Genomic DNA, 14,165 nt, shown 5'->3' with positions numbered 1-14,165 from the left:
CATCTATTCATCATTAAATAAAGATAAATAATTTTTGTCCCTTTCTAATTCAATTAACATTTTTAATTTGTTGAATTTTGACTTTACTATTCTTAATTTTAAATTTATATTGTATTTTTTTTCCAACAAATATTTTTTAAATGCGATTATTCAATATTGGAACAATTTAGTGTAATATTCTTTTTCAAACACTTTTATTAAGAACTCTTCCAATTGAATAAGCTTTTCTTTAACTGTTGTTTCTTCATCAGAGAAGATTTTATATAGTTCATTTTTTAATAATATTTTTTGTGAACTTGTTAAGTTAGTTTTATATTCTAAATCTTTAACTATTTTTTTAACAAAACTATTGAAGTCTTGAATTTGATTATTATAGTCGTCTGATTGATTTTCTAATGATGGATCTTGTTCATCTAATAAATCAGAAATTCTTTTATCTAATGAATCTAAATCCTTAATACTTTGGTTAAATTCATTAATTGAATTAATGTCATCCAAGTTATCAAAGTCAAACATTTCTTCTTGCTTTTCAATTTCATTTACATAAGCATCAAAGTCTTTTGAATAAATATTTGTATTTAAATATTTATCTTCATAATTTTCTTGACTTGGTTCTTCTTTAGAATTATTTAAGAAACTGTAATCTAATTCTGGTTTTAAGTCATCAATGTTTCCATGTTGTTCATTTGAATCAAAATCTACTTGATTTACAATGTTTGAAATTTCTGCATCATGATCATAATCATATTTGTTAAAACCATCATCAGTTTCTTCAATTAATTTATTTACTTCTTCAACCACTGGATGAGGTTCTTTAACTTCTTCAATTTCTTGTACTGTTTCACTTGAATCAAATGGTACAAATACTTCTTCATTTTCAACAGGAGTATAAATAAATTCATTTGGATCAAATGCATTGTCACTGAAACTTAATATTTCTTCATTGCCGTTATTAGGGTTTTGTGTTTCATAAACAATATCAGAAAACTCTTGTTCAAAATTTACAAATTGATTTGGATTAGTACTTAACATTCCAATGTATTCAAAGAATGCTTTTATCATTTTGTTTAATGAACTAAAATCATTAAAGAATTTTTCTAAAATTTGTTTGTAACCACATGCTGCATCTCATCAGAAACTATCAAAATTAATTAAAGCAAATGTAGCTGCACTAAAATCACTTGTAAGGAGTTTGATGAAGTTATCAACTTGTTCAAATAAAAGATTATTTTTTTCAGTATATTCAGAAATTTGAATACATAGATTATTAATTTTTCTAATTGATTTTTTAGAGAAGTATTCACCATCATTTAAACTAGTACTATTTAATTCATTGTATAAACCAAATAAACTAGTATCAATTTTTTTAAACACTGCTAAAAAGTTATTAGCTAAATAATCAGTAAAATCTTTTGTGTTTTGTGTACTTAATAATTTATTTGCAAATTCCACAGATTCTTCTCTAACATCATAAACTGCATCTTGTGGTGTGATATTAGAAATTAGTGATGATTCATGTTCTCTTCTAGTAATTGATGAAGTCAATTTATTAATAAGTGAAGATTTGCATTTATTAAATTCTTTAATTTTTGCATTAAATGATTTTTCAATATCATAAACACTTTTAAACACATTATTAATTATTTTTGAGATTAAACTAACAAAAGAATCTGAGATGTTATATCTATTATCAAAATCTTTAAATGAAAAGAAATTATCAGAGTCAATATCAGCCAATAAATCATTAATCTTTTTTTCTAGATGAGCAATAATATTATCTTTTTCTTCAGATATTTCTTTAGTGTACTTTTCATTTTCATCAATTAAGGCTTCTAATGAGATTAATTTCTGATTAATCTGTACTGAAAAGTTAACTAATTCATTGCATTCATTTTCTCAATCTTTGTTACTTTGATGAAGTTTTTTAATTGATTGTTGATCAATATCTTTTTCAACCAACAATTCACTTATTTTCTTTTGAGAATCATTTAGTAAAGCAGTTAATTCCTTTTTTTCTTGTTCATCTTTATTTAATTTAGGAATTACTTTGTTTTCAATAAAATTTGATATTTCATCAATTTTTTGCATAGCAGAATCAATATCAGCTGAAATTTTTAGAATTTCTTTTCTAGAAAAACTTGGAGTGTCCAGATAGTTATTTAAACTACCTCCATTTAATGCATCAAAATCATATAGATTTCCATATGCATCAATAGTATCTTCATCATGAGTTTTAGAAGAAAGTAATTGAAGATTAATAATTTTTTTCTTAATACTTTCTTTAATGATTTGTAAATTGTGACTTACTTTTTCATTTTCTTTTAATAAAGAATAAATATTGTCAGTTCCCTGAAATTGTTCAAGATCTTCAAACTTAGTTAGATTCAAAAAATTTGAATTATCAAGTTGCATTAATAATTCAGTGTATTTATTTTTAAATCTATTAATTTTTTCATTTAAAGTAAGGTTATTTACATTTCTACTATTCATTTTACAATTCCACTATTAATTTCTTTTCTTCATGTGTTAATTCTGATTCTAAAGTTAAAAGTTCTTTTTGTAGTTGCAACAATTTATCTGTGCTGCTAATAATTTCTCTTTCTAAGAATAAAGCACTTCTGTCTTCTAAAATACTATTTTCAAAAACAAGGCTGCTATTATCTATTAGAGTATTTGGTTGATTAATATTTTCTATTTTTCTGTTTAGAATATCTAAACGTTTATCATTGTCTGATCTAAATTCATTAATTGAATCATTAATCTTTCTTTCAATTTCATTTGATTGAATAATTTGTTGTTGAAGAATATCTTGTTTAATTTCATTAATGATGTCTGGACTAATTGAGTAGTCATATGCAGGAGCTGGAACAAATTGAGGTGTGTATTTATTGAAAATAAGATTTTTACTTTTTTCAATTTCACTATTAAATCTATCACTCATTAGATTTTTCAATTTAGTAATCTTAGCTTCTAAATCATCATTTCTATCTAATAGTTTTTTAATCAATTCATCTTCTTTTTTAGATTTAACAACTGATTTTTTATGAATTATTTTTTCAGAATTACTAGGACTAGGATTTCAAGGACTATAGCCATTTTCAACTGAGACATCTAATAAATTGTTTCCATCACCTAAGAATTCTTTTTCATCAGATTTAGAATTGTTTATAATTTCTTCTTCATAAGTTTCTTCTAATATATCATCTTCTAAATCACCATTAACATATTCATTAATGATTTTTTTCAATGAATCATTCTTTTCAATATCAAAATAACTTTGGTCAATCCCATCAAAATTAATACTAGGTATTGCTTGATAAACTGGAACAGGACCTTGATATACATGAGATGAAGTAACTGGACCAAATTGTCCATCGCTGTTTAAAACATCAGGATAAGCTTTTCACTCATATTTTTCATTAATTAATTTAAGATCTTCATCATACTTAACTTTTAATGCTTCAATTTCTTGAGAAATGATTTTTTCAATTTCATCTTTAACATACTCTAGTAAATCACCATTGTTGTACTCTTTGTTATTTAAAGATTTTTTAGCAAATTTAGCAAAGTCATATTTATTTAATTTAGTTAGACCATGGATATCATCAATAGAATCTAAATCTCTATTTTTAATTGATTTATATAAAGCATCAATAACACTGTTTTTTTCATCATTTAAAATCATGAATTCATAATCTTGCTTAGTTAACAATTCTTCGATTTCTCTCATTTTTCCACTATTGATTGTAATTCTTTGAATTGTTTCATTTAGAACATCATTAATAACTTGATTCTCTTCATAAATTCTAGAGTTTTCAGCTTTTAATGATTCTATTTCTAATTCTTTACCAAGTAATCTTTGGTTGAAGTCTTCATATAATGGAGATTTTGAAAACAAGTCATCAAGTTTTTCATTTTCTAAAACAATCTTAGATGGTTCATTTTTCTTTTCTTCTAGAGTTTTAACTCTTTCTAATGATTCTTCAATTCTTTGTTCTAATTGATCAAATTTGTTAGTTAATTTTTTTTCACCAGCTGCAATTGGATATGGGCCTTCTCCCAATAGAAGATTAATATCATTAATTGCATCTTGAGTTCTTTCCTTAACTTCAGATTCATGTTTTAAGTTATTTTCAATTGATGCTAGTTTTCTTTCTAATTTTTCAACTGTTTTTGCTATCTCATTAGAAATTCCACTATCATTTTCTTGAATCATCTTATCAAGAACTCTTTCATCATTATCTCTTGCATTTAAGAAATAACTAATTGATTCAGTTTTAATTTTTTCAACTTCATCCCTATATTTTCTTAAAAGAGTATTAATTTTATCTTCTACTATTTTTTCAGCTTCTTTTTGAACAAGATCTTGAATAGAAACTGAGTTAATATAATCATCTAAATCATTTTCACCAGCAAGTTCTCTTTTTAACTTGTCAATTTCATAAGCTAAATCACTATTTTGTTGTAACAATAGTTCTTTTTCATAAACTATTTGATTTACAAAACTTCCAGTCTCAGCAATTTTTGATTCTAGTTTTGAAATTAAATCATTTTTTTCTTCATAGATTTTTTTAATATCATCTGATTGTTCATTAATAATATCTTCTAACTCACTAATTTTTCTAACATTAGAAAGTCATGAATCATATGAATTTTTTAATTCATATTCTTTAGATTGACAATCATTTTTTAAAGCTGAAATTGCTTCTTTGTAATTATCTACTTCTTTTTTATAGTTTTCATTTTCTCTCTTAATGTATTGGAAATCGTCAGTTACTGTTTTTAAACTTGTTTCCAAACTTTTAATTAATGGAAGAGAAATTTTTTCTAAGTTTTCTATTTGATTAATTGACAAAAAGTTAATAGCATTTGTCATCTTTTCTGATACTTCATCAAATTTTTGAACAGCACTATTAACAGATTTATCTAAAGCAGAAAAATATAGCTCACTATTATCTCATGTTCTATTAGCATATAGTGTGCTTGGACTTAAGTCTTTTTCTTCTAACTTAATTAACATTTCTTGTAGATTGATATTTTGACGCTCTAACATTTCATTATGAATAGTTATTGCTTCAATTTCTTCTTTTAATGATCTTTCAAGTCTACTTATTTTATCTTCAAATGAATATTCTTGATCATTTAATAAACCTTGCTTAACAACAGCAGGGCTTGCATATTCAAATTCTTCATTAATCTTATCTACAAAATCATTGAATTCATTGAAGTTGAATGACAGATCTTCATTAGGTAAACCAGTTAAGGTTAAAGGTTGATTGTCAGCAGAACCTCTTAGTTCTTTTTCATATTCATTTTCAACAGATAAATCTTTATCAGTGATAGGAGGAGTTAGTAAAAACTCATCTTCATGTCGACTTAATAAATCTTTATTCTTAATAACTTTTAACATTACTAAAGATAGTGTTTGTGTTAAGTTATCTAAATATGAAATTGTAGAATTTACAGATTCATCTAATCTTTCTTTTCTAAGACTTATATCAGATACTAATTCAGAATTATCTGGATCAACTTTTAACATGTCATTAAAAATTCTCAATGATTGAAAATAGTTTTTTTCAATAATTGATTTCTTTTCATTGATTCTTGCTAAAACTTGTTTAATTCTTTCTATATTTATGTATCTCATTGTCTTTTACTTCTTAAATATTTTTAAATTTAATTTTTAAATTTTCGATGTCATATATTGAGTTATCTTTAATATTTAAATCTTTTAGGTCATATATCACATCATCTAGTTCATTAACTAGGTTCTCTTTTAAATGAGAAATTGTTTCCTCTTTCTTACTTAATAATTCTTCTGTGACAGCTTCTTTTTCCTTATTTTTTTTCTCTTGAATACTTAATAAATCAGTTTCATTATTAGAAAGTTGATTTTCTTTGCTATCTAATAATTGATTATAATTGCTATTTGCTGTTTTTAATGAGTCTTTTTCATTTGTTAAATTTTCATGCTCTGATTCAATTTCATCATTTTTATTTTCAGAGAAGAAATTAAAAATATCATTTGATTGATAACCATCATTAGGTTTTTCTTTTTTTTGAATTAATTTACTAGTTTGAATTATTTCTTTTTCAGTTCCATTATTTTCTGGAGTATCCTTTAAAAATTTTTGAAAGTAATCATCTTCTAAAGATGCTTTAACATTTTGTGGACTTAAAACTTCTTCTTCTTCTTTAACTTCAGGAAATTCAAGTGGACTAATACTTATAAATGATTTGTATTTATTTTCATAGTTTATAAACTTTGTGTCTTGAAGTTGTAATACTTCATCATTTATTTCTACAGTTTCTGGGAATTCTACTGGAGAAACATTTATTAATGATTTGTATTTGTTGTCATAATTAACAAAGTTGTCATTCTTTAATTCTAAAACTTCATTATTAGTTTCTTCTTTTTCTTTGTATTCTTCTAAAGACTCTAATTCTTTAAATAAATCTAATTCATTAAATAGATTAACTTCACTTACTTCTTTTTTTTTATCAAAATCATTAACTTCAGATTCAGATAAGCTAAGACTTTCATCATTTTTTAAATCATCTAATCAGTTATTGTTATCAATTTCTTCATCAACTAAATTAGCATCTTCTTGGTTGTTATCAAATTCATTGAATATTTCATCAATTAATTCTTCATGAATTCAATAATTGTTTTCAGTATCCAAATCATGTTCACTATCAAAATTTTTATAGTCTTTTTCATTATTGATGTTTTCAATAAATGACTCTTTACTAATACTTTCAATAATTAAATCTTTTTCAAAATCTTTGTTAGATTCGAATTCAACATTTACATTAGGTTTGTATTCATAATTTGAACTTGATAAATCAGTATTTTGTCATTCAATATTATTGCTTAAATCTTTATTTAAATCAAAGTTTTGTTCTAACTCTAAATTAGCATTATTACTTCAACCAGGAATATCAATTATTGATAAGTCTTTTAATGGTTGTACTTTACTAATAAAGTTATTTTCTTTTACTTCTTGATTTAACTCAAAAGTTATTTTTGGATTTTTAAAATCAGCAACATTTTCATTAGATTCAATTTCTTGTTTAATGGATTTTATTTCTTTAGTATCATTTGGTTCTTTAGTAACATTGATTTGATCAATTATCTTTTTTAAACTTTCATTTATTTCATTGAACTTATTTTGATTTGTTTCTTGTAAGTTTTTAAATTGTGAATCAATGTTAGATATTTTTTCATCAATTGATTGATTTAATTTGTTTAATTTTTCGTTTTGATGTTTTCCAAATTTTTTAGGATTGATATTCTTTTTGTGAGAATCACTATTTGAATTAATGAAATTGCTATATTTATTTGATTTATTGTTTGAGCCAAATAATGAAGAAACATTAATTACTTTTTCATTAATATAGTTTTTTAAAGTTTCAGTTTGATTATTAATCAATAAATTTCTATATAGTTCTTCAATCATTGTTGATTTGAATTCACCATTAATTTTATTAATTTGATTTGCAATAGAATCAAATTTATAAGACATTTCTTTTTCCAAGTTCTTGTATTGGAAATTCAACTTATTATATAGATTTAGGTTTTCTTTAAATTCATATCTTAAATCATCTTTGAAACTATCATTACTTTTAGCTGTGTTGCTATTATCTCTTAACTGACTATATTTATTCCCATAATAATTAATTTCTTTATGAACAGGGAAGTAACTTCTTCTATTTCTATTATTAGTTTCAAAAGTATCTTCTTTTTGGTATCTATTATTATTTCTAGATTCTTGAACTTCATTAACTGAAACAGGTTGATTTTTTTCTTTGCTAACAACATTTTGATTAACAGAATTTTCTAGTGCTTCAATTTTAGAAGATAGATTTTTAACTTCATCAATAATTGGTGCTGTTGTATTTACAGGAGTTGGTAATTGTTCAATTTCTACTGGTCTAGCTAACTCTTTACTATCATTAACTTTTGATACTCTAAAATCAAAAAAATTATTGTCCAATTCTGTTGTTTTGAAAATTGGATTAATAACTTGTCTTTCTTCTTGAACTATAGGTTCATAAACTGGAGCTTCTTCTTGGATAGATGGATGTTGAACTGCTACATTTTTAAACTTATTAACATTTTCTGGATTTAATAATCATTTTTGAACATCAAGATCTTTTCAATTTTCAATAATTGAAAGTGAATGTAGTTCATCTAACATTTCTTCATCACAATATCCTAATTTTTCAATAACTATTTCTTTAATTCTGTTTCTTGAAATGTAGTTGAAGAAATCATCTGGTAAATTATTTGAATTAAGGTTACTTTTAATGTTATAGATGTCTAATAGGTTTGATAAATTGTTTGATTCAAATGTTTCTAATGAATACATAGAATTTAAATCATTACTTAGTTCATCATTTTCCATTAAATCATTATCTAAATAATCATTAGTATCATCTAAATTATTATTTAATAAATCAGTATTTAAATTTTGATTATAAAAATTCTGAGGTTGGTTTGGCTCAATAACTTCTTCTGGAATACTATCCATTAAAAGATTGTTATCATCTGACAAAAAATCAATTGATGAAAAAATGTCATCATCTAAATAACTATCATCCCCATCATAAAATGAGTAAGAAGAATCTAAATTACTATTCAAATGCTTGTTAAGTAAGCTATTATTTTTAACAACATTTTGAATAGAAGGTTTATCGTCATTATTTAAAGAACCCAAGTTATTTAAATAATCATTATTTAAATTTGGATTACTTAAACTTGAATCAGCTAAATTTATATCTTGATTAACTAAATTAACTTTTTCAAATTTATTAACTGATTGAATAGGAAAATTTTCATTATTATTAATGATTGTCTTAGGAATTTGAACAGGTGTTAAATCAAAATCTGGAACTAGTTCATAGTTATTTTTTATTTTTTTTAAAAAATACTCATTTGAAAACTTTTTAGACTCATTTCTTGAGAAAACAGAAAAATTTTTCTCTGTGTTATTCATAATCCAAATTTTAAGAAGATAAAAATCTTCTTAATTCTCCTATTTGTTATTTTCAATATTATATATATTAACTTATAAAACATAACAATTTAGATTAAATTTACTTTTTATGATACGTTTATAGCAATGTTTTAATAGAAATCTTATAATTATATATGTATTCAAATTTGGAGTCAAAATGAAAAAATTTAACTATGCTATTTTGAGAACACCTTCTCAGTCAGCACAAAAATATATTGTAGATACAGAATTTGATTTTAAAGAATTTGTAAAAGAACATGAAACTTTAACTCACTTTCTTAAAAATATCCCTATCAGAGTTCACAATCTTCCATCTCTAAAAGATGACATAATTGGTTCAAAAATTAACCCTTTATGTATTGCTACAGAAAGATGTGTAATCTTAGGAAATTTTGATGAAAATATTGTTAATAATCAAAAGCTAGCACTTACTGCTCATTTAAGTAGATTTTACCCATTAGATAAAATTTTCTTTATTGATTATCCAGGTATCCTTTCATCTAGAGATATTTTAGAAGTAGATAAAACATTCTTTGTTTCTTTATCAAACTGAACAAATCAAGAAGGTGTTAATCAATTTATTGAATTTGTAAGACCATTAGGATATGAAGTTATAACTATTACAAATTCTCAAGATTCATTACAAAACTATTTAAACTATGTTTCAGGAAATAACTTACTTGTTAAAGATGGTTATGAAATCCCACAAGAATTTGATGTATTTAATAAGGTAGTAGTTCCAGTAGAAGAATCATCTGCTATTGGGGCTTTATGAGTTAATGAAACTATAATACTACCTAATGAATGTGTTGGTATTAAAGAATACTTAATTGAATTAAATAGATACAGAGTATTGTCAATTGCTACTCCTACTTTTAATCAAATCCAAGCAATGTTAAAAGAATATGTAATTCTATTCTAGTAATTAAAAAATCAAATAAATTTAATAGATTGAATAATTAAATTCAATCTATTTTTTTATCAACACTTTTTTAAAAACTTATAATTTATTTACTTATGCAAAAAATCAGATTAGATATTTATTTAGTAAACGAAAACTATGCAAGATCTAGGGGTGTTGCTCAAGATTTAATAACAAATTCAAAAGTTGTTATTAATGGACAAATTATTTCTAAATCTAATACACTAGTAAATGAATTAGATAAGGTTGAAATTTTAGAAGAAGAAAAATATGTATCTCGAGCTGCATATAAGTTAAAGGCTGCTATAGAACATTTCAATATTGATCTTAATAATAAAATTGCAATTGATATTGGTTCTTCTACTGGTGGCTTTACGCAAGTGTTATTAGAAAACAATGTTAAAAAAGTATATTCTATAGATGTTGGTACAAACCAATTAAATGAACAACTAAAAAAGAACAATAAAGTAATAAGTTTAGAGCAAACAAATTTTAGAGAAATAGAATCAAGTTTAATTAAAGATAAAATTGATTTTATTACTATTGATGTTTCTTTTATCAGCATCAATTTGATATTCAATAAAATTAAAGAATTAAAATGAAATAACTGAAAATCAATTGCTTTATTAAAACCTCAATTTGAACTAGGTAAAAAAATTGGTACAACTAAAGGTTTTGCTAAAACTGAAGATCACAAAAAAATAATAAATAATTTTATAGAGTTTTTATCAATTTTAAATATTAAAAATCTAGGTTATATAGTTTCTCCAATTAAAGGCGCAAAAAAAGAAAATACAGAATACTTATTTTATTTGGAGTATAAAAATGAAAAATAAAATATTCCACATTGATATGGATTCTTTTTTTGCTTCTGTTGAATTAGCAGAAAGACCTGAATATGAAAAATTACCACTAGCTGTAGGACATTTAGTAATAGCATCTGCAAATTATGTGGCAAGAGGGTTAGGAGTAAAATCTGCAATGAACATTGTAGATGCTAAAAAAATATGTCCTCAACTAACCATTATTTATCCAAATAAAAATAAGTATACTTCTATGTCTGACAAGATATATTCTTTTCTATCTTCTTTATCAAAAAATATAGAAACAGGGTCTATTGATGAATGGTATTTAGATGTGTCAAATACACAATATGAAAATTGAAAGGAAATTGAATTTGCTTCACTAGTAAAAAATAGTATCAAACAAAAATTTAATCTTAACTGTACAGTAGGAAATTCTTTCACACCTTTTTTAGCAAAGATGGCTACTAACTTAGCAAAACCAGATGGTTTTTTAACTTTAACAAAAGATAATTTTAAAAGTTACATTTATGATTTACACATTTCAAAAATTATAGGTATAGGTCCATCATTAACTAGACAATTAATTGAATTGAATCTTCATTATATTAAAGATATTGCTAATGTTAAAAATGATTACTTAATTAGAAAAAAGATAGGTTTGCATTGATCCAAATTAAGAATGAATGTTTTAGGGATTATATGTGATCCAATTAATCCAGATTATAAAAGAAAAAATTTAGGAAGAAGTCAAAGCATAAGAAACTATAGTGAGTATCAAGAATTTCTAAAACTAATTAAAGAATTAACTGATGATATAAATTCAGGCTTAAAGTACCAAGATTTTATGTTCAAATCTGTAAACATAAAAATTAGATATAGCGATGGAGATTCTGCTACAAAATCTTTTAACTTTGTTAATTTTCAAAATCAAATTCCACTTCATGTGGTTGTAGATTTATTTGAACAAATCAGTGATTTTTCAAAATATGATCAAGTTATCAATTTGAGTATCACAGCAAACAATATAATGGAAAATGACAATAATGAACAATTAACAATATTTGATTCTCCAACACAAAAAATATCTACTGAAAGTAAATTAGAAAAAATAAGAAAACAAGTTAATAAAACATTGAATAAAAAAATTATCCATTATCCCTCAAGTAGGTCTAATAGATAATTTTTTATTTCAATTATTATTATAAAAGTTTAATGTTATTTTTTTCTGCTTCTTCTAAAATGTCTTTAGGCCATAAAGAAGATTGAACTTCACCAATATGTTGTTTGTGAAGAAGGAAATAACAAAGTCTGCTTTGTCCAATTCCTCCACCAATTGAATAAGGGAATTCTTTATTAATTAATTTTTTATGAAAGTCTAATTCTTTTCTAGAATTGTTATTAGATTTATCAAGTTGTTCTACAAGACTAACTTCATCAACTCTAATTCCCATTGAACTTAATTCTAAAGCTGATTTAGTAGTTTCATTTCAAACTATAATATCTCCATTTAATTTTCAATCATCATAATCTGGTGCTCTTAAATCATGTGGTTTACCATCTGATAAATTGTCCCCAATTCCAATAATAAATACAGCCTTATATTTTGATGCAATTAATCTTTCTCTTTCTTTAGGGGTTTTATTTGGGTATCTTTGTAATAAATCTTCTGATGATATAAAAGTGATTTCTTCAGGAAGTAAATTTTCTGCAAATCATTCATATTTTTTATTTACTTCTTTTTGACATAATCTAATAATTTCATAGATTTTTTTAACCACTACTTTTAAGGTTTCTAAATTTCTTTCAGTTTTTTTAATATGTAGTTCTCAGTCTCATTGATCAACATAAATTGAATGGATACTAGATAAAGATTCATCTTTTCTAATTGCATTCATATCTGCATAAATTCCTTCATGTAAAGGAATTTCATATTTACCCAACATCATTCTTTTTCATTTAGCTAATGATTGTGGGATTTCTCCTGAAATTCCATTACCATCACTTGTAAAGGTTACTGGGTTTTCTGATCCATTTAAATCATCATTTATACCTTTATTTCTTTCTAAAACTAAAGGTGCTGTAACTCTATGTAGTTTTAAAGCGTGAGCCAAATTAACTTGGAACAAATCCTTAATAAATTTGATTGCTTTTTGTGTTTCTAAAATAGATAAGTTATACATTTTTTCATTACCTCTATCTCAATTTATACATACTATTATATATTCACACCACTATTAAAAAACAATTAATTGATTAAATATATACAACTAACAGATTATCTAAATTTATTTATTAATATCTAAATTTATTTTTTGAAAAATCATAAACATATTTTCTAGTGTTTTTATTTAAATTTAAGATGTCTTTTAAATCATTAACTTCTGTATTTTCTAAAGCTATAATAGCTTTTTCAATGATTTCAAAAATATCTAAAAACTTAATTTTATTTTCTTCAAATAATACAATAGCCTCTTCATTCGCTGCATTCATAATGATAGGAATAGCTCTATTTTGATTTTCTAAAAAATCATAAGCTCAATGAATTGGTTTTCATTTATCTAAATCAATTTCAGAAAAAGTTAAATTTAAATTATTAAAACTCAAATCATTAATTAAATTGGTTTTTGATTCATACCCACTTAAACCTTGTTGTATTGATAACTTCATATCAGGAACCGACATATTTGCAATATATGAATTATCAGTAAATTTAATCATAGAGTGAATGATTGATTGACCATGTTGATAAACTTTAATCTTTTTAGTGTTAAACAAATAATAAGCTTCAATTATTTCAAAGCATTTATTCATCATAGTTGCTGAATCAATTGAAATTTTTTTACCCATATTTCAATTTGGATGTTTAACAGCATCAGCAAAATTAATATTTAATAACTCATTAAACTCTTTTTTATAAAAAGGACCACCACTACAAGTAATAATTAATTCTTTTATTTCTTTATTATTGTTTTTCAAAGAATCATATAAAGATGAATGTTCAGAATCTACTGGATAGATTCTAGAACTACTAGATCTTTTTAAATCTTCTATTAACCATCCTGCAACCACTAGTGATTCTTTATTAGCTAAAGCTAAATCAACATTATTTTTTAAAGCTAGTAAAGTAATGTGTAGACCAGAAAAACCAACCAGTGCATTTAAAATAATATCTGGATTGGTTTTTTCCAATAATTCTTCAAAACTATTTACAGTGTTTTTAGTTTTTACAGAAGGAGAAAAGACTAAAGCATTTGGAAATCTGTTTATAATTTCTAATGCTTTTTCATAATTATTGTTAAATGAAAAACCTACTAATTCATAATTTTCCTTTTCAATAATTTCTAATGATGAAAATCCAATATTTCCAGTTGCTCCAAATACTAAAACTTTTTTCTTTTTGTTTTCCATTTTTTCACC

8 protein-coding genes are annotated in these 14,165 nt (G+C 23.9%); 3 read left to right on the top strand and 5 right to left on the bottom strand.

Annotated elements, in window-relative coordinates; translation table 4 throughout:
* Nucleotides 1-3 precede the first annotated feature (3 nt).
* The 3 genes from MYPE_RS00810 to MYPE_RS00800 are packed head-to-tail and all read right to left on the bottom strand — an operon-like array spanning nucleotide 4 to nucleotide 8,999.
* Nucleotides 4-2,490, bottom strand: coding sequence for a coiled-coil structure containing protein (locus tag MYPE_RS00810; RefSeq protein ID WP_011076981.1), 2,487 nt, complete (start codon nucleotides 2,488-2,490; stop codon nucleotides 4-6).
* A gap of 1 nt (nucleotide 2,491) precedes the next feature.
* The gene (locus tag MYPE_RS00805; protein ID WP_011076980.1) at nucleotides 2,492-5,647 is read right to left on the bottom strand and encodes a cytoskeletal protein; all 3,156 of its coding nucleotides are present in this window, start codon (nucleotides 5,645-5,647) and stop codon (nucleotides 2,492-2,494) included.
* A 13-nt stretch (nucleotides 5,648-5,660) separates the two neighbouring features.
* A complete protein-coding gene (locus MYPE_RS00800) occupies nucleotides 5,661-8,999 on the bottom strand; it encodes a hypothetical protein (RefSeq protein WP_011076979.1) in 3,339 nt (1,112 codons plus the stop codon).
* 178 nt (nucleotides 9,000-9,177) lie between these two features.
* Here MYPE_RS00800 and MYPE_RS00795 point away from each other — a divergent pair, with 178 nt between their 5' ends.
* The 3 genes from MYPE_RS00795 to MYPE_RS00785 all read left to right on the top strand — a co-directional run bounded on the left by MYPE_RS00795 (nucleotide 9,178) and on the right by MYPE_RS00785 (nucleotide 11,928).
* On the top strand, nucleotides 9,178-9,942 hold the full coding sequence (locus tag MYPE_RS00795; protein WP_011076978.1) for a hypothetical protein: 765 nt from the start codon (nucleotides 9,178-9,180) through the stop codon (nucleotides 9,940-9,942).
* A gap of 95 nt (nucleotides 9,943-10,037) precedes the next feature.
* Entirely contained in the window at nucleotides 10,038-10,778 is a 741-nt protein-coding gene (locus MYPE_RS00790) for a TlyA family RNA methyltransferase (RefSeq protein WP_011076977.1), read from the top strand.
* A complete protein-coding gene (locus tag MYPE_RS00785) occupies nucleotides 10,768-11,928 on the top strand; it encodes a Y-family DNA polymerase (protein ID WP_011076976.1) in 1,161 nt (386 codons plus the stop codon). The genes MYPE_RS00790 and MYPE_RS00785 overlap by 11 nt, the downstream gene beginning before the upstream one ends.
* 19 nt (nucleotides 11,929-11,947) lie before the next feature.
* Here MYPE_RS00785 and asnA read toward each other — a convergent pair whose 3' ends face one another.
* Both asnA and dxr read right to left on the bottom strand, forming a co-directional pair.
* Entirely contained in the window at nucleotides 11,948-12,928 is a 981-nt protein-coding gene (asnA, locus tag MYPE_RS00780) for an aspartate--ammonia ligase (protein WP_011076975.1), read from the bottom strand.
* Nucleotides 12,929-13,040: 112 nt separating this feature from the next.
* Nucleotides 13,041-14,156 carry a 1-deoxy-D-xylulose-5-phosphate reductoisomerase gene (gene dxr, locus MYPE_RS00775; RefSeq protein WP_044891195.1) on the bottom strand — a complete coding sequence of 372 codons (1,116 nt, stop codon included), beginning with the start codon at nucleotides 14,154-14,156 and terminating at the stop codon, nucleotides 13,041-13,043.
* Nucleotides 14,157-14,165: the final 9 nt, after the last annotated feature.

The sequence above is a fragment of the Malacoplasma penetrans HF-2 genome, from assembly GCF_000011225.1.
Classification (GTDB): Bacteria; Bacillota_I; Bacilli_A; order Mycoplasmatales; family Mycoplasmoidaceae; genus Malacoplasma; species Malacoplasma penetrans.
This window is presented reverse-complemented; position numbering and strand designations above follow the sequence as displayed.